We start from the raw sequence: 17,402 nt of genomic DNA, 5'->3' as shown, positions 1-17,402 counted from the left end.
TGCACGCATGTTAAGGGTAAGCGAAAGAATGGCGAAGAAAGACTATTACGAGATTCTCGGCGTCAGCAAGACGGCGGATGAACGTGAGATCAAAAAGGCGTACAAACGCCTGGCGATGAAATACCATCCTGACCGCAACCAGGAACAAGACGCCGAAACCAAGTTTAAAGAAGTTAAAGAAGCTTACGAAGTCCTGACCGACGACCAGAAACGCGCGGCTTACGATCAGTACGGGCACGCGGCCTTTGAACAGGGCGGCATGGGCGGCGGCTTTGGCGGCGGCGCCGACTTCAGCGATATCTTTGGCGACGTGTTTGGCGACATCTTCGGCGGAGGCCGCCGTCAGCGCGCCAGCCGCGGTTCCGATCTGCGCTATAACATGGAGCTGACCCTCGAGGAAGCGGTACGTGGCGTCACCAAAGAGATCCGCATCCCGACGCTGGAAGAGTGCGACGTCTGCCACGGCAGCGGCGCCAAGCCGGGCAGTTCGCCGGTCACCTGCCCAACCTGTCATGGTCAGGGCCAGGTGCAGATGCGTCAGGGCTTCTTCACCGTGCAGCAGGCGTGTCCGCATTGCCATGGCCGCGGTCAGATCATCAAAGATCCGTGCAACAAATGCCATGGCCACGGCCGGGTAGAAAAATCCAAAACGCTGTCGGTGAAAATTCCGGCCGGCGTGGATACCGGCGATCGCATCCGCCTGGCGGGTGAAGGCGAAGCCGGCGAGCACGGTGCACCGGCGGGCGATCTGTACGTTCAGGTGCAGGTGAAGGCACACCCGATCTTCGAGCGTGAAGGCAACAACCTGTACTGCGAAGTGCCGATCAACTTTGCCATGGCGGCGCTGGGCGGCGAGATTGAAGTGCCGACGCTGGACGGCCGGGTGAAACTGAAGGTGCCTTCGGAGACCCAAACCGGCAAGCTGTTCCGCATGCGCGGCAAGGGCGTGAAATCGGTGCGCGGCGGCAGCCAGGGCGACCTGCTGTGTCGCGTGGTGGTGGAAACCCCGGTCAATCTGAACGACAAGCAGAAGCAGCTGTTGCGTGAGCTGGAAGAGAGCCTGGGCGGCCCGTCCGGCGACAAGAACAGCCCGCGTTCGAAGAGCTTCTTCGACGGGGTGAAAAAGTTCTTTGACGATCTGACTCGCTAACCTTCTGTTTCTGTTAGCTTATGCGCGAACCCCGGGCTTCTGTCCCGGGGTTTTTATTTGCGCGCCAAACCGCTAATCCCCTATATAAATGTGACTTATTCGTGCTTTATGTCGGTTTTTTCGAGCTGTTTAGCATTTATAAACTTATTTTTTCGAACTAAAACGCCCTCTATACTCACTTCATGACTGTGCTTCGCAGGGCGCTACGCCTTGCTCAGATTTGGAGAGACGTATTGTGACCAACATCATTCGTCAATTTTTACGTCAGGAAGCCGCGGGCGGCATCATCCTGATCGCGGCGGCGATCGTCGCTTTGATCATGGCCAACAGCCCGGCGCAGGGGATCTACCAGGCATTCCTTAACCTGCCGGTGATGGTGAAGGTAGCTTCGCTGGAGATCGCCAAGCCGCTGCTGCTGTGGATCAACGACGGGCTGATGGCCATCTTCTTCCTGGTGGTGGGGCTCGAGGTCAAGCGCGAGCTGATGCAAGGCTCACTGTCCGGGCGTGACAAGGCGGTGTTTCCGGCGATCGCCGCACTGGGCGGCATGCTGGCGCCGGCGCTGATTTACCTGCTGTTCAACGGCGCAGATGAAGTCACTCGCCAGGGTTGGGCGATCCCGGCCGCGACCGATATCGCCTTCGCGCTGGGCGTGATGGCGTTGCTGGGCAATCGCGTGCCGACCAGCCTGAAAGTGTTCCTGTTGGCGCTGGCGATCATCGACGACCTCGGCGTGATCATCATCATCGCGCTGTTCTACACCCACGAAGTGTCGATGATCGCGCTGGGGGTGGCGGCGGCGGCGACGGTGCTGCTGGCGGTGATGAACTGGCGCGGCGTGGGCAAAACTTCGCTGTATATGATGGTCGGCCTGGTGTTGTGGGTGGCGATCCTCAAGTCCGGGGTGCACGCGACGCTGGCCGGGGTGATCGTCGGCTTTATGATCCCGCTGAACGTGAAGAAGGGGCCATCGCCGTCGGAGACGTTGGAGCATGAGCTGCACCCGTGGGTGGCGTTCATGATCCTGCCGCTGTTCGCTTTCGCCAACGCCGGGGTCTCTCTGCAGGGCGTATCGCTGGAGGGATTGACCTCGCTGCTGCCGGTCGGGATTGCGGCTGGCTTGTTTATCGGCAAGCCGCTGGGGATTTTCCTCTTCAGCCTGCTGGCGGTGAAAATGGGCATCGCCCGCTTGCCTGAGGGGATCGGCTTCAAACAGGTGTTTGCCGTTTCGGTGCTCTGTGGTATTGGTTTCACCATGTCGATTTTCATCGCCTCGCTGGCGTTCGGCGAGGCCGATGCGGCGCTCAGCACCTATTCCCGTCTGGGGATCTTGTTGGGCTCCACCGCCGCGGCGGTGGCGGGGTACGGATTACTGCGTCTGGCGTTGCCGCGCGTGCGTTAATCCTGTCGGTGCCCGGCAGGGGCGCACAATAAAATGGCTGGTCGGAGCTGTGCGGTATAAAATATGTGCAGCTTCGGCCGTTCTTCGTTGGGACTAATGGGGCTATACGTTGTCTGAAGCAGGGAAAGGAAGTTTGTCGCTCGTCACGGCACACCGTTTGCCGCTGCGAAACGTTGTTAAGGAGAGCCGCTCGTGAGGATGTCGCATATCAACTTTAATCACCTTTACTATTTCTGGCAGGTCTGCAAGGCCGGTTCCGTGGTCGGCGCCGCTGAAGCGTTGTTTCTGACGCCGCAGACCATCACCGGCCAGATCAAGGCGCTGGAAGAGCGGTTGGACGGCAAGCTGTTCAAGCGCCAGGGGCGGGGGTTGGTGCCTTCGGAGCTGGGGCAGTTGGTGTTCCGCTATGCCGACAAGATGTTTATGCTCAGCCAGGAAATGCTGGATATCGTCAACTACCGCAAAGAGTCGAACCTGCTGTTCGACGTCGGCGTGGCGGATGCGCTGTCGAAGCGGCTGGTCAGCCAGGTATTGGAAACGGCGGTGGTGGTGGACAACGAGCAGATCCACCTGCGTTGTTTTGAATCGACGCACGAGATGCTGCTGGAGCAGCTCAGCCAGCACAAGCTGGATATGATCCTGTCGGATTGCCCGGTGGACTCCAGCCAGCAAGAAGGGCTGTTCTCGCTGAAGCTGGGCGAGTGCGGCATCAGCTTCTTCTGCCGCCAGCCGGCGCCGGAGTTGCCGTTCCCGGCCTGCCTGGAGCAACGTAAGTTGCTGATCCCCGGCCGCCGCTCGATGCTGGGGCGCAAGCTGCTTAACTGGTTCAATACGCAGGGCATTCAGGTGGAGATCCTGGGCGAGTTCGACGATGCGGCGCTGATGAAGGCCTTCGGCATGTACCACAACGCGATTTTCGTGGCGCCGACGCTGTATGCGCAGGATACCTACAACGATGACAACGTGGTGGAGATTGGGCGCATCGACAGCGTGCAGGAGGAGTATTACATTATCTTCGCCGAGCGCATGATCCAGCATCCGGCGGTGCAGCGGGTGTGCAACAAAGACTTCTCGGCGCTGTTTTCCTGCTAGCGGTTCACTGAACGCAGGGCGTAAAAAAACCGGCCTGAGCCGGTTTTTTTATCAAGCAGATAACGAAATGCTTATTGCATTGCGTTGATGCGTGCAGTCAGGTTTGACTTATGACGCGCTGCTTTGTTTTTGTGGATCAGGCCTTTAGCTGCCTGACGGTCCACCAGTGGCTGCATTACCAGGAATGCATTTTGTGCTGCTTCTTTGTCGCCAGCTGCGATAGCTGCGTCTACCTTCTTGATGAAGGTACGCACCATTGAGCGACGGCTTGCGTTATGCTTGCGGCGTTTCTCAGACTGTACGGCGCGTTTCTTAGCTGATTTGATATTAGCCAAGGTCCAACTCCCAAATATATTCTATTGAGGACAATTCAAAGGCCGAGGAATATGCCCTTTTAGCCTTCGTTTGTCAATGGATTTGTGCAAATAAGCGCCGTTTGTACAGGCGGCACTCGCTACGTTGTGATGGCGCAGGATTTTACCAGCTTCGCTCTTGGGAATACAGTGTTTCGCGAGAAAATTCGCCAATGATTTGCCGCGGCGGGCGCAAGCCGTTGGCCGCGGTCGAGAATCGGCCCGGCGGCGCGGGATAAACTGCGGTGAAGCCGTTTCACGCGCAGATTATCTCCGGTATGGTATGTCTATTACATAAAGGCACCAATCGCGGGTTAACCTTACCGGCTGTACAAGGTATAATCCGCCGATTTCCACTGTTTTGAGCCAGCTATGGAGCTAATTCGCGGCATTCACAATATCCGGGCGCGCCACCATGGTTGCGTGCTCACCATCGGCAACTTTGACGGCGTACACCGCGGTCATCAGGCGCTGCTGGAGCAGTTGAAGCAACAAGGGCAACGCCTCGGGCTGCCGGTGATGGTCATGATCTTTGAGCCGCAGCCGCTGGAGATGTTCGCCGCAGACAAGGCGCCGGCCCGTTTGACGCGCCTGCGCGATAAGGCCAACTATCTGGCGCAGGCGGGCGTTGATTACCTGCTGTGCGTCAAGTTCGATCCGCGTTTTGCCGCCAACACCGCGCAGGCGTTCGTCGCCGAGCTGCTGGTGGAGAAGCTCGGCGTCAAATTCCTGATGGTGGGGGATGATTTTCGCTTTGGCGCCGGGCGTCAGGGCGATTTTCCGCTATTGCAGCAGGCCGGAAAAGAGTACGGCTTCGACGTGGTCAGCACCCCGACCTTCCGCGAGGGCGAGCGGCGCATCAGCAGCACCGCGATCCGCACCGCGCTGAGCGAGGACGATCTGCCGCTGGCGGAAACCCTGCTGGGTCACCCTTACAGTATTTCAGGGCGGGTGGTGCACGGCGACGAGCTGGGGCGCACCATCGGCTTCCCGACCGCCAACCTGCCGCTCAAGCGCCTGGTGGCGCCGGTGAAAGGGGTCTATGCGGTGGAGGTGTATGGCCTGGGGCCGCAGCCGCTGCCGGGCGTGGCCAACATCGGCACGCGCCCGACCGTCGCCGGCGTGCGCCAGCAGCTGGAAGTGCATCTGCTGGATGTCACAATGGATCTTTACGGGCGCCATATTGAGGTGGTGCTCCGCGCAAAATTGCGCAATGAACAGCGGTTTGCTTCGCTCGATGCCCTGAAGCAGCAGATCGCCAATGATGTGGTGACGGCCCGGAAGTTCTTCGGGCTACAGACACCGGTTTAATCTCTATAGCCGAAAACGGAACCGAGAATCTAATGAGTGACTACAAGAATACCCTGAACTTGCCGGAAACAGGGTTCCCGATGCGCGGCGATCTCGCCAAGCGCGAGCCTGGCATGCTGCAACGTTGGTATGAACAGGATCTGTACGGGATTATTCGTACTGCCAAAAAGGGCAAAAAAACCTTCATTTTGCATGACGGCCCTCCGTATGCGAACGGCAGCATTCACATTGGTCACTCGGTTAACAAGATTCTCAAAGACATTATCATCAAGTCGAAAGGGATGGCCGGCTTCGACTCGCCTTATGTGCCGGGTTGGGATTGCCACGGCCTGCCTATCGAACTGAAGGTTGAGCAGCTGTACGGCAAACCGGGCGAGAAGCTGACGGCGGCCGAGTTCCGCCAGAAGTGCCGCGAATACGCGGCCGAGCAGGTTGAAGGCCAGAAGAAGGACTTCATCCGCCTGGGCGTGCTGGGCGACTGGGATCGTCCATACCTGACCATGGACTTCAAAACCGAAGCCAACATCATCCGCGCGCTGGGCAAGATCATCAGCAACGGCCACCTGCTGAAAGGCGCCAAGCCGGTTCACTGGTGCACCGACTGCGGCTCGTCGCTGGCGGAAGCGGAAGTGGAGTATTACGACAAGACTTCGCCGTCGATCGACGTGTCCTTCCATGCGGCCGACGCGGCTGCCGTGGCGGCCAAGTTCGGCGTGAGCCACTTCAACGGCGCCATCTCGCTGGTTATCTGGACCACCACGCCGTGGACCTTGCCGGCCAACCGCGCGATCTCGCTGCACCCGGACTTCACCTATCAACTGGTGCAGGTTGACGGCCAGTGCCTGATCCTGGCGGCCGAACTGGTGGAAAGCGTGATGAAACGCGCCGGCATCACCGAGTGGACGGTGCTGGGCAGCTGCAAAGGCGCCGATCTGGAGCTGCTGCGCTTCAAACACCCGTTCATGGACTTCGACGTGCCGGCAATCCTCGGCGAGCATGTGACCCTGGACGCCGGTACCGGTGCGGTACACACAGCGCCGGGTCACGGCCCGGACGACTTCGTGATCGGCCAGAAATACGGCCTGGAAGTGGCCAACCCGGTAGGGCCGAACGGCTGCTACCTGACCGGCACCTACCCGCTGCTGGACGGCAAGTTCGTCTTCAAGGCCAACGATCTGATCGTCGATCTGCTGCGCGAGAAAGGCGCGCTGCTGCACGTCGAGAAGTTCCTGCACAGCTATCCGTGCTGCTGGCGCCACAAGACGCCAATCATCTTCCGCGCCACGCCGCAATGGTTCATCAGCATGGATCAGAAAGGCCTGCGTCAGCAGTCGCTGGAAGAGATCAAGGGCGTGCAGTGGATCCCGGATTGGGGCCAGGCGCGCATCGAAATGATGGTGGCCAACCGCCCGGACTGGTGCATCTCGCGTCAGCGCACCTGGGGCGTGCCGATGTCGCTGTTCGTGCACAAAGAGACCGAGCAGCTGCACCCGCGTACCGTTGAGCTGATGGAAGAAGTGGCCAAGCGCGTCGAGCAAGACGGCATTCAGGCCTGGTGGGATCTGGACGCGGCCGACATCCTCGGCGCGGAAGCCGCCGACTACGTGAAAGTGCCGGATACGCTGGACGTGTGGTTCGATTCCGGTTCTACCCACGCCTCCGTTGTCGACGTGCGTCCTGAATTCAACGGCCACGGCGCCGACATGTATCTGGAAGGCTCCGACCAACACCGTGGCTGGTTCATGTCATCGCTGATGATTTCCACCGCGATGAAGGGCAAGGCGCCGTACAAGGAAGTGCTGACCCACGGCTTCACCGTCGACGGCCAGGGCCGCAAGATGTCCAAGTCGATCGGCAACACCGTCAGCCCGCAGGACGTGATGAACAAGCTGGGCGGCGACATTCTGCGTCTGTGGGTGGCGTCGACCGATTACACCGGCGAGATCGCGGTGTCCGACGAGATCCTCAAGCGTTCCGCTGACTCTTACCGCCGCATCCGCAACACCGCGCGCTTCCTGCTGGCCAACCTGAACGGGTTCGAGCCAAGCACCGATTGCGTGGCGCCGGAAGACATGGTGGTGCTGGATCGCTGGGCGGTCGGCCGCGCGCTGGCGGCGCAGCAGGATATCGAGCAGGCTTATGCCAACTACGATTTCCACGAAGTGGTGCAGCGCCTGATGCAGTTCTGTTCGGTCGAGATGGGCTCCTTCTACCTGGATATCATCAAGGATCGTCAGTACACCGCCAAGAGCGACAGCGTCGCCCGCCGCAGCTGCCAGACCGCGCTGTATCACATCGTCGAAGCGCTGGTGCGCTGGATGGCGCCGATCATGTCGTTCACCGCAGACGAGATCTGGGGCTTCATGCCGGGCAAACGCGCGCAGTACGTGTTCACCGAAGAGTGGTACGACGGCCTGTTCGGGCTGGCGGAAGGCGAGCCGATGAACGACGCTTTCTGGGCTGAGCTGCTGAAAGTGCGCGGCGAAGTGAACAAGGTGCTGGAGCAGGCGCGTGCGGACAAACGCCTCGGCGGTTCGCTGGAAGCGGCGGTGACGCTGTATGCCGACAGCGAGTTGGCGGCGCGTCTGAACAGCCTGCAGGATGAGCTGCGCTTTGTGCTGCTGACCTCTGCGGCAAGCGTTGCGCCATTGGCGGAGGCGCCGGCCGACGCGCAGGCCTCCGAGCTGCTGAAAGGGCTGAAGATCGCCTTCAGCACGGCGCCAGGTGAGAAGTGCCCGCGCTGCTGGCATTACACCACCGATATCGGCCTGGTGGCGGAGCATGCAGACATCTGCGGCCGCTGTGTGAGCAACGTCGCCGGTGACGGCGAGAAGCGTAACTTTGCCTGAGAACTTGCGCCTGATGAGTAAACCAATTTGTTCGACCGGCCTGCGTTGGCTGTGGGTTGTAGTGGCGGTGCTGGCGCTGGATTTCGGCAGCAAACAGTGGATCCTCGCTAACTTTACGCTGGGCCAGTCCCAGCCGTTGATCCCGTCGTTCAACCTGTTTTACGCGCGCAACTACGGCGCCGCGTTCAGCTTCCTGGCCGATCATGGCGGTTGGCAACGCTGGTTCTTCGCCGGCATCGCCATCGCCATCGTCGCGGTGCTGCTGGTGATGATGTACCGCAGCGCGGCGCAGCAGAAGCTGAACAACATCGCCTACGCCTTTATCATCGGCGGGGCGTTGGGCAACCTGTTCGATCGCCTGTGGCACGGCTTCGTGGTCGATTTCATCGACTTTTACGTCGGTGACTGGCACTACCCGACCTTCAATCTGGCGGACAGCTTTATCTGCGTGGGCGCGGCGATGATCGTGCTGGAAGGTTTCCTGTCGCCGGCGAACAAAGGCGCAAAGAGCAAAGGTGAGTAATATGACGGCTCAGGTTATCAGTGACAGCGCGGTGCTGGTTCACTTTACGCTGAAACTGGAAGACGGTTCGACCGCCGAATCCACCCGCAGCAGCGGCAAACCGGCGCTGTTCCGCCTGGGTGACGGCAGCCTGTCGGCGCCGCTGGAAGAGCAGCTGCTCGGCCTGCGCGCGGGCGACAAGCGCGCCTTTACCCTGCAGCCGGAAGCGGCGTTCGGCGCGGAGAACCCGGATCTGGTCCAGTTCTTCTCGCGCCGCGACTTCGCGGAAACCGGCGTGCCGGACGTGGGCACCATCATGCTGTTTACCGCGATTGACGGCAGCGAAATGCCGGGCGTGGTGCGCGCGGTGGCGGAAGATTCGATCACCGTCGATTTCAACCATCCGCTGGCGGGCCATCCGGTTACCTTCGACATCGAAGTGCTGGAGATCGATCCGCAGCAGGAGGAGACGCATGCAAATATTGCTGGCTAACCCGCGCGGCTTCTGCGCCGGGGTTGATCGTGCGATCAGCATCGTGGAACGCGCGCTGGAGCTGTATGGCGCGCCGATCTACGTACGGCATGAAGTGGTGCACAACCGCTACGTGGTCGACAGCCTGCGTGAGCGTGGCGCCGTGTTTATCGAAGAGATCGCCGAAGTGCCGGACGGCTCTATCCTGATCTTCTCGGCGCACGGCGTGTCTCAAGCCGTGCGCGCCGAAGCCAAGGCGCGCGATCTGACCATGCTGTTCGACGCCACCTGTCCACTGGTGACCAAGGTGCATATGGAAGTGGCGCGCGCCAGCCGCCGCGGCACCGAAGCGATTCTGATCGGCCATGCCGGGCACCCGGAGGTGGAAGGCACCATGGGCCAGTACAGCAACCCGCAGGGCGGCATGTACCTGGTCGAATCGCCGGAAGACGTGTGGAAGCTGCAGGTGAAAGACGAAAACAACCTGTGCTTCATGACGCAGACCACGCTGTCGGTTGATGATACCTCGGACGTGATCGACGCGCTGCGTCAGCGCTTCCCGAGCATTATCGGTCCGCGCAAGGATGACATTTGCTACGCCACCACCAACCGTCAGGAAGCGGTGCGTAACCTGGCCGGCGATGCGGACGTGGTGCTGGTGGTGGGGTCGAAGAACTCTTCCAACTCTAACCGTCTGGCCGAACTGGCGCAGCGCGTGGGCAAACCGGCTTATCTGATCGATTCGGCGGCGGATATTCAGGAAAGTTGGCTGAGCGAAGCGCGCAACATCGGCGTCACCGCCGGCGCTTCAGCGCCGGACGTGCTGGTGCAGGAGGTGATCTCTCGCCTGAAAGCGTTGGGCGGCGTCGACGTGCATGAAATCAGCGGGCGTGAAGAGAACATCGTGTTCGAAGTGCCGAAAGAGCTGCGCGTTGACGTCCGGCAGATTGACTGAGGTGAGTGAGCGAATGACAACGGGGAGCTTAGGCTTCCCGTTTTTTTTGGAATGCCAGCGGCATTAAAAATAAAATGCTGAGCATATTCAAATTTTCTGCTAACTAAAGCCAAATTTATTCTGAGTATTTGAAATAGTGGTGGCGTTATTAATTATATAGGCTGAATGAAGTCATTAAATAGAATATCATTAGGCTGCGATCTAAATAGGGCCTGGTGTCGTCAACGTGATTACAATAATTACAATAGTGGTCTTGCAGATGTTTCTTATTTTATTCTTGTCGAATCTGTTCTAGGTCGTTTAATCCTTTCTCCTTTAAATAGAGCTTCATATGCTCCAGCAATCGCCGGACTTTTTATGGCTGGATCTCCCGTCGCGGCATAATGGCATAGCAATTAATTTCCGGTAATCGCCAGTCGGGCAATATTTCAATCAGCTCGCCGCTGTGCAACTCTCGCTCGACGTTGGCGAAGAAATTGCGAATGATGCCTTTGCCGGTCAGCGCCAGCTCCTTCATCGCCATGCCGCTGTTGGTGAACAGTCGCCCGGTCATGCGCATGCGGTGCTCGCCGCCGTCGCGATGGATCAGGCGAACAAACTGCGGATTGCCGAGCGGCGTAAAGGTGACCCAGTGATGTTGCGTCAGCGCCTGCGGCGAATCCGGCACCCCGTAGTTCGCCAGGTAGGCCGGGGAGGCGCACAGCACTTCGCGGCAGCGCGCCAGCCGCGTGGAGACGTAGCTGGAGTCAGCCAGCGCGCCGCCGCGTATCGCCAGATCGATGCGTTGCGCGATGAGGTCTATTCTCTCATCGTGGATTTCCAACCGCAGCGTGATGCGCGGGTGTTCGTCGAGGAAGCTCTGCAGCGCCGGCACCAGATAATGGGTGGCGAATTCGGTCGAGGTGGCGACGCGCAGTTCACCGACCAGCTCGCCGCGCAGCGCGGCGATCCGCTGTTGCCCGCGCTCGGCGGCGTGGATCATCAGCAGACAATCTTCATAAAAGCACAATCCGGCTTCGGTCAGGCTCAATGAGCGCGTCGATCGTAACAGTAATTGAATACCCAGATGTTCCTCCAGCTGGCGAATATGCTGGCTGACGGCCGATGTCGTCATGCCCAATTCTTTTGCCGCCATGCTGAATGCGCCACAATCGACCACTTTTGAGAAAATGGCCATGCGTTTTAAAATATTGCTCATAGTTTGTTAAGCACAACTTAACCTAGATTGTGAATTATACGGGCTAATAATATAGCACCATCTTTCCTATATTGCCTGAAGCATATAAACGCCGGGCTGATTATTATTTTGCATGCGCTTTATCTCTTTTTGATAAATCTTATTGCGCTTGCCAATAATACACCCGCGCCACATCGCAACAGGAGCTCATTGTGGATAGCGCACAGAAAAAAGAAGAGATAGGATTAAAAATCCTACGTGAATTATTGCAATATCGACGTCGCCTCATCGCCGACGATGCTTCTCTGGCTGAAGAGGAGCGGCAGGTCACTCAGGTGCAATTGCCGCGCATTCGGGCATTCATTGAAAACGACCAGCGCATCGAATTCGTGCTGCCGGCTTTTCCGACCAAGTCACCCAACGCCAATAAAGTGATAGGCGCGGTGCCGGACATGGCGGAGCGGCTGTCGCTGATCTTCCTCAACTCGCTGTGCCAGCGCATTCAACTCTATTACCCGCCGGGCGCGCATATCGTTATCTGTTCCGACGGCCACGTGTTCGGCGATCTGATCCGCGTCAGCGACGAAGCGATCAACCATTATCAACGTGAGATTGAAAGCCTGCTGCATGAAGTGGGCGCAACCCACCTGAGCGTGTTCAATCTTGGCGATGTCAAAGGCCTGGCGGAGCATACCGATGACTACGATCTGCTGCGCCGGCTGTTGGTGGACGGTTATGCCGAATCGGAAGAGGCGATCAAGCGTCAGCTGATGCAGGACGAGCAGGGATTAATGCTGTATCGCGCCATCACGCGCTTCTTGTATGAAGACAGCCTCCTGCCGGGCTACAGCGGTTCCAACGCCGCGCTGCAAAAAGACGCCAAACGGCGCGCCTGCGGCGTTATCCAGCGCAGCTGGGCCTGGGGCAACCTGCTGGCCCAGCATTTCCCGGCGGCGATCCGCCTGTCGATTCACCCGCAGCCGGCCGACAGCCTGAAGATAGGCATCCACATGATGCCGACCAAAGACGACTGGCTGACGCCGTGGCATGGCGTGGCGGCCAACGTGAACGGCCAGTTCGTGCTGATGAAGCGTAAAGACGCGCAGAGCCTGGACGGCGAGTTGGTTGAGATCCGCGGCACGCCGAGCCATTACCTGATCGAACAACCGCAGATGGCCTGAGGTCGCTGCATGCTTTTGCGCCCGAAATCCTGACGGGCGCCTTTTTGACGGCACGTTGCCGTGTGAGCAGCACATTCGATGCAAGGAGAATCACCATGAACAACCAACCGCTTAATTGCCACATTCAACCGAACACCCCGTTCGGCGCGATCCTGACGCCGCAGCATCCGGGGCAAAAGGTCAGCGAGCTGCCGGTGGCGGCGCTGCGAGCGCTGGCGCAGGAGCACCACTTGCTGGTGCTGCGCGGATTCGACTCCGGTTTCAGCGAGCCGGAAGTCCTGACTCGCTATGCCGAACAGTGGGGCGAGATCATGATGTGGCCGTTCGGTGCGGTGCTGGACGTGAAGGAACATCCGGACGCCAAGGATCATATCTTCGACAGCAGCTACGTCCCGCTGCATTGGGATGGCATGTATAAGCCGACCATCCCCGAGTTCCAGTTATTCCACTGCGTGGCGGCGCCGTCGCCGGACGAAGGCGGATGTACCACCTTCGTCGACACCACGCGCTTGCTGGCCAATGCGGACGAAGCGTTGCTGGAGCAGTGGCTGTCGGTGTCTATCACCTACCGCATCAAGCAGGTGGTGCATTACGGCGGCGAAGTCTGTTCGCCGCTGGTGGTGCAGCACCCGAACGGCAGAGGATTGATCATGCGCTACAATGAACCGCCGACGGAGGGAAAAAAATTCCTCAACCAGCACGCGCTGGAATATCACGGCGTGCCGGCGCAGCAGCAGGAACAGTTCCACCGTACTCTGCAGCAGCACCTGTACGATCCGCGTCACTATTATGCCCACCAGTGGCAACAGGGTGACGTGGTGGTCGCGGACAACTTCTCGCTGCTGCACGGCCGCGAGGGCTTTACCGCCCGTTCCGCGCGTCATTTGCAGCGCGTGCATATTCAAAGCAATCCGGTGTGCGCCAATCTGGCGCTGAAGCCGGCCAACGCAGAAGCTTAAAAGGAGCATTATGGCAAGGATACTGATGGCGGCGGTCGCCACTCCGGGGCACGTCTACCCGATGTTAGCCATCGCTCGCCACCTGATCGCCCAAGGGCATCAGGTGCGGGTGATGACCGGCGCGCTGTTCCGCGAACGCGCCGAAGCGGCTGGGGCGAGCTTCGTGCCGTTCGACGCACAGGTGGACTTCGACTATCGCCACCTGGAGGCGCATTTCCCCGAGCGCGCCGCGCTGCCGCCGGGCAATGCGCAGATGGCGTTGGCGCTGAAAGATTTCTTCGCCGCGCCGATTCCACTGTTGGATCGTCAGCTGCGTGCGGCCATCGCCGCCGAAAAGACCGATCTGCTGATGGTGGAGAACTGCTTCTACGGCGTGCTGCCGCTGCTGCAGTCCGCCGAACGGCCGCCGGTCTTCGGGATCGGCGTCACGCCGCTGTCGTATTCTTCGCGCGACGCCATTTTCTATGGCCCGCGCATCCCGCCGGCGCTGCTGCCGCGGGCGCTGACCCGCGAGCAATTGGTGGATGAAGCGACGCGGGTGTTGCTTGATGAGGTGCAGCAAAGCTTTGATGCCGCGCTGGTGCATGCGGGCGGGCGGCCGCTGAATCGCCCGTTTACCGATGCGTTGATCGGCGGCTGCGAGCGTTTCCTGCAGTTGGCCACCACGGCGCTGGAATATGAGCGCGATGACCTGCCGAGCGGCGTGCGGTTCGTCGGGCCGCTGCGCAGCGGTGGTCAACCGGCCGCGGAAGAGGCGCTGTGGGAGGAGGACGATCGTCGGCCGCTGGTGATCGTGTCTCAGGGCACGCTGGCCAATGTCGATCTGCATCAGCTGATCGTGCCGACGCTGCAGGCATTGGCGCATCTGCCGGTGCGGGTGTTGGCCACCACCGGCGGGCGGGCGACCGAAGGGCTGATGGACGCATTGCCGGACAACGCCCGAGTGCGGGCGTTTATCTCCTTCGAACACTGGTTGCCGCAGGCGGCGCTCTTGATCACCAACGGCGGTTACGGCTCGATCAACTATGCGCTGGACAGCGGCGTGCCGCTGATTGTCGCCGGCACCGGCGAGGACAAGCTGGAGGCGGCCGCGCGCGTGGTGGCCGCCGGTTGCGGCATCAGCCTGCATACCAGCACGCCAAGCACGGAACAAATACTGGCGGCAGCGACGCGCATTCTGCAACAGCCGATCTATCGCCGGCGCGCGGCGCTGGTGCAGGAGGACTATGCTCGCCACGATGCGCTGACGGCGATAGCCAACGAAGTGGCCGCCATTACCGCTTGACCCCGCCGCACTCCGTTCCTCAGGCGCCGTTTTCGGCGCCTTTTTTCTGCATTTTCTTGCAATGAAAACTGCATGATTATGTACAATCGTCGCAGGCCGCCAAATCGGTTGAATGTTAATCTCACGACAGCGCCGCTGATGAAAGAAGCGCAATATCATAATTTTCTAATTATGAAATGAATCCTCTGGCGGCGCTGCAGCGGGGCAGTTACCCTGAATCGATAGGTTAATGGGATACGCGTTACATCAAGAAGAGAGCAAGCATGAAAGATTCACAAATCCGCATTGCGATTGCGGGCGCCGGCGGCCGGATGGGCCGTCAATTGATCCAGGCGGTGCAGCAGGCGGAAGGCGTGGTGTTGGGGGCGGCGCTGTCACGCCCGGGATCGAGCCTGGTCGGCGTTGATGCCGGCGAGCTGGCGGGCATCGGCGCGCTGGGCGTCAAGGTGAGTGACAGTCTGGATAAAGTGGCGAGCGAGTTCGATATTTTGATCGACTTCACCCGTCCTGAAAGCACCCTGGGCTACCTGGAATTTTGCGTGGCGCACCATAAGGCGATGGTGATCGGCACCACCGGCTTCGATGACGCCGGCAAACAGGCGATCCGCGATGCGGCGCAGCATATCGGCATCGTGTTTGCCGCCAACTTCAGCGTCGGCGTCAATCTGGTGCTGAAACTGCTGGAGAAGGCCGCGCAGGTCATGGGCGACTATACCGATATCGAAATCGTTGAGGCGCACCACCGGCACAAAGTGGATGCGCCGTCGGGCACGGCGTTGGCCATGGGCGAAGCGATCGCCGGCGCGCTGGGGCGCGATCTGAAAAGCTGCGCGGTCTATGCGCGCGAAGGCCATACCGGCGAGCGCGATCCGAAGAGCATCGGCTTCGCCACCATTCGCGCCGGCGACATCGTCGGCGAGCACACCGCGATGTTCGCCGACATCGGCGAGCGGGTGGAAATCACCCACAAGGCCTCCAGCCGCATGACTTTCGCCAGCGGCGCGGTGCGCGCGGCTTCCTGGCTTCGGAGTCGGGATAAAGGTCTATTTGATATGCGTGACGTGCTGAGTTTGGACCGGATATAACTAAACTGAATACCATCGTGATGTGGTTGTGTTGATCATAATGCTATGATAATAGGGCAATAATTTTATTGTCCTTTTTTTTAACATGATAAATATCGTTTTGATGTTGTTTCATTGTCAAGGCTGGTATTTGTTTATGTTTACCTTGCTAGTTATCTGCTTTTTTTCCACCGTCGGCTTTTTTAGCGTCTTTTTTGGTCCATTCCGACGCCGTTTTCCGTCATTCCTCCCCGCAACCGTTTTCCAGCCCCGGTTTTCTGTGTTTTTATGGCAGCTCAAGCCGCTTGGGCATCGAGAACTGCAAAAATAAAACAAAAAATGGCGGTTTGGGTAGACAAGCGGAACACTCATCATTAAAATGCGCCCAATTTGCCAAAAATTGGCCTCGCGGACGGTTTTTGCATTGATTTAGATCGCGATATCTGAATTAATATGCAAATATTGTGATTGATTATTCCTCGGAGGATGTTTTGATAAAGTCAGCGCTATTGGTTCTGGAAGACGGAACCCAATTCCACGGTCGGGCCATCGGGGCAGAGGGAACGGCAGTGGGGGAAGTGGTCTTCAATACGTCGATGACCGGTTATCAAGAAATCCTCACTGATCCTTCCTATTCCCGCCAGATCGTTACTCTTACTTATCCTCATATCGGCAATGTCGGCACCAATGCTTCCGACGAAGAATCCTCCGCAGTACACGCCCAAGGCCTCGTCATTCGTGACCTCCCGCTGATCGCCAGCAACTACCGCAGTGAAGAAAGCCTGTCCGACTACCTCAAGCGTCACAACATCGTGGCGATCGCCGATATCGATACCCGTAAGTTGACCCGCCTGCTGCGCGAGAAGGGCGCCCAGAACGGCTGCATCATCGCCGCCGATTCGCCGGATGCCGCGCTGGCTTTGGCCAAGGCGCAAGGCTTCCCGGGGTTGAAGGGCATGGATTTGGCGAAAGAGGTCACCACTCAAGAGGCCTACAGCTGGCAGCAAGGCAGCTGGACGCTTGAAGGCGACCTGCCGGAAGCCAAAACCGCCGCGGAACTGCCGTTCCACGTGGTGGCTTACGACTACGGCGCCAAGCGCAACATCCTGCGCATGCTGGTGGATCGCGGTTGCCGCCTGACCGTGGTGCCGGCGCAGACCCCGGCCGACGAGGTGCTGAAAATGAATCCGGACGGCATCTTCCTGTCCAACGGCCCGGGCGACCCGGAGCCGTGCGACTACGCCATCGCCGCCATCAAACAGTTCCTGGAAACCGACATTCCGGTGTTCGGCATCTGTCTGGGTCACCAGCTGCTGGCGCTGGCCAGCGGGGCGAAAACCATGAAGATGAAGCTCGGCCACCACGGCGGCAACCACCCGGTGAAGGATCTGGACAACAACACGGTGATGATCACCGCGCAGAACCACGGCTTCGCCGTCGATGAAAACGACCTGCCGGCGAATCTGCGCGTGACGCACAAATCGCTGTTCGACCACACGGTGCAGGGCATTCACCGCACCGACAAGGCGGCGTTCAGCTTCCAGGGGCACCCGGAAGCCAGCCCAGGCCCGCACGACGCCGCGCCGCTGTTCGATCACTTTATCGAACTGATTGAGACTTACCGTTCTAACGCCAAATAATCAGGAGCAG

General features: G+C 59.3%; 15 protein-coding genes. 13 read left to right on the top strand and 2 right to left on the bottom strand.

Translation table 11 applies throughout. The annotated features are described in order from the left end of the window. The first annotated feature begins 28 nt into the window (after nucleotides 1-28). The 3 genes from dnaJ (at nucleotide 29) to nhaR (ending at nucleotide 3,644) form a co-directional block, all read left to right on the top strand. Nucleotides 29-1,150, top strand: a complete 1,122-nt coding sequence (gene dnaJ / locus ACJ8PE_RS12210; RefSeq protein WP_197799754.1) for a molecular chaperone DnaJ — start codon at nucleotides 29-31, stop codon at nucleotides 1,148-1,150. 235 nt (nucleotides 1,151-1,385) lie between these two features. Next, nucleotides 1,386-2,552 carry a Na+/H+ antiporter NhaA gene (nhaA, locus tag ACJ8PE_RS12205; RefSeq protein WP_033651695.1) on the top strand — a complete coding sequence of 389 codons (1,167 nt, stop codon included), beginning with the start codon at nucleotides 1,386-1,388 and terminating at the stop codon, nucleotides 2,550-2,552. A 192-nt stretch (nucleotides 2,553-2,744) separates the two neighbouring features. After that, nucleotides 2,745-3,644 carry a transcriptional activator NhaR gene (nhaR, locus tag ACJ8PE_RS12200; RefSeq protein WP_004932962.1) on the top strand — a complete coding sequence of 300 codons (900 nt, stop codon included), beginning with the start codon at nucleotides 2,745-2,747 and terminating at the stop codon, nucleotides 3,642-3,644. A 71-nt stretch (nucleotides 3,645-3,715) separates the two neighbouring features. Here the strand turns inward: nhaR and rpsT are convergent, their stop codons facing one another. Then, nucleotides 3,716-3,979: a 30S ribosomal protein S20 gene (gene rpsT / locus ACJ8PE_RS12195; RefSeq protein ID WP_004932960.1), complete on the bottom strand. Its 264-nt coding sequence runs from the start codon at nucleotides 3,977-3,979 to the stop codon at nucleotides 3,716-3,718. Between the two features lie 390 nt (nucleotides 3,980-4,369). Here rpsT and ribF point away from each other — a divergent pair, with 390 nt between their 5' ends. The 5 genes from ribF to ispH are packed head-to-tail and all read left to right on the top strand — an operon-like array spanning nucleotide 4,370 to nucleotide 10,086. Beyond that, on the top strand, nucleotides 4,370-5,308 hold the full coding sequence (gene ribF, locus ACJ8PE_RS12190; RefSeq protein WP_025301522.1) for a bifunctional riboflavin kinase/FAD synthetase: 939 nt from the start codon (nucleotides 4,370-4,372) through the stop codon (nucleotides 5,306-5,308). 32 nt (nucleotides 5,309-5,340) lie between these two features. Beyond that, nucleotides 5,341-8,157: an isoleucine--tRNA ligase gene (ileS, locus tag ACJ8PE_RS12185; protein ID WP_033641818.1), complete on the top strand. Its 2,817-nt coding sequence runs from the start codon at nucleotides 5,341-5,343 to the stop codon at nucleotides 8,155-8,157. A gap of 13 nt (nucleotides 8,158-8,170) precedes the next feature. Continuing rightward, nucleotides 8,171-8,680, top strand: a complete 510-nt coding sequence (gene lspA, locus ACJ8PE_RS12180) for a signal peptidase II (protein WP_025301524.1) — start codon at nucleotides 8,171-8,173, stop codon at nucleotides 8,678-8,680. Nucleotide 8,681: 1 nt separating this feature from the next. Then, nucleotides 8,682-9,152: an FKBP-type peptidyl-prolyl cis-trans isomerase gene (gene fkpB / locus ACJ8PE_RS12175; protein WP_016929135.1), complete on the top strand. Its 471-nt coding sequence runs from the start codon at nucleotides 8,682-8,684 to the stop codon at nucleotides 9,150-9,152. Beyond that, nucleotides 9,133-10,086, top strand: a complete 954-nt coding sequence (gene ispH, locus ACJ8PE_RS12170; protein ID WP_033641819.1) for a 4-hydroxy-3-methylbut-2-enyl diphosphate reductase — start codon at nucleotides 9,133-9,135, stop codon at nucleotides 10,084-10,086. The genes fkpB and ispH overlap by 20 nt, the downstream gene beginning before the upstream one ends. Before the next feature lie 355 nt (nucleotides 10,087-10,441). On the opposite strand, the gene ACJ8PE_RS12165 is transcribed toward ispH, so the two are convergent. Next, nucleotides 10,442-11,263, bottom strand: a complete 822-nt coding sequence (locus ACJ8PE_RS12165) for a LysR substrate-binding domain-containing protein (protein WP_442536763.1) — start codon at nucleotides 11,261-11,263, stop codon at nucleotides 10,442-10,444. A gap of 212 nt (nucleotides 11,264-11,475) precedes the next feature. Here ACJ8PE_RS12165 and pvcA point away from each other — a divergent pair, with 212 nt between their 5' ends. The 5 genes from pvcA (at nucleotide 11,476) to carA (ending at nucleotide 17,392) form a co-directional block, all read left to right on the top strand. Then, nucleotides 11,476-12,444 (top strand): L-tyrosine isonitrile synthase, encoded by a 969-nt coding sequence (gene pvcA / locus ACJ8PE_RS12160; protein WP_312425390.1) that lies wholly within the window; start codon nucleotides 11,476-11,478, stop codon nucleotides 12,442-12,444. A gap of 95 nt (nucleotides 12,445-12,539) precedes the next feature. Continuing rightward, complete coding sequence (locus ACJ8PE_RS12155; protein ID WP_033651693.1) at nucleotides 12,540-13,403, top strand: TauD/TfdA dioxygenase family protein; 864 nt, start codon at nucleotides 12,540-12,542, stop codon at nucleotides 13,401-13,403. Nucleotides 13,404-13,428: 25 nt separating this feature from the next. Next, nucleotides 13,429-14,688: a glycosyltransferase gene (locus ACJ8PE_RS12150; RefSeq protein ID WP_117188483.1), complete on the top strand. Its 1,260-nt coding sequence runs from the start codon at nucleotides 13,429-13,431 to the stop codon at nucleotides 14,686-14,688. 263 nt (nucleotides 14,689-14,951) lie between these two features. Further along, the gene (dapB, locus tag ACJ8PE_RS12145) at nucleotides 14,952-15,773 is read left to right on the top strand and encodes a 4-hydroxy-tetrahydrodipicolinate reductase (protein ID WP_042783670.1); all 822 of its coding nucleotides are present in this window, start codon (nucleotides 14,952-14,954) and stop codon (nucleotides 15,771-15,773) included. Nucleotides 15,774-16,243: 470 nt separating this feature from the next. After that, a complete protein-coding gene (carA, locus tag ACJ8PE_RS12140) occupies nucleotides 16,244-17,392 on the top strand; it encodes a glutamine-hydrolyzing carbamoyl-phosphate synthase small subunit (RefSeq protein WP_197793042.1) in 1,149 nt (382 codons plus the stop codon). Nucleotides 17,393-17,402 lie beyond the last annotated feature (10 nt).

It is taken from the genome of Serratia sp. CY74737, assembly GCF_052166775.1.
Taxonomy (GTDB): domain Bacteria; phylum Pseudomonadota; class Gammaproteobacteria; order Enterobacterales; family Enterobacteriaceae; genus Serratia; species Serratia ureilytica.
The sequence above is the reverse complement of the archived record's forward strand: the minus strand, read 5'-3'. Positions and strand labels throughout refer to the sequence as shown.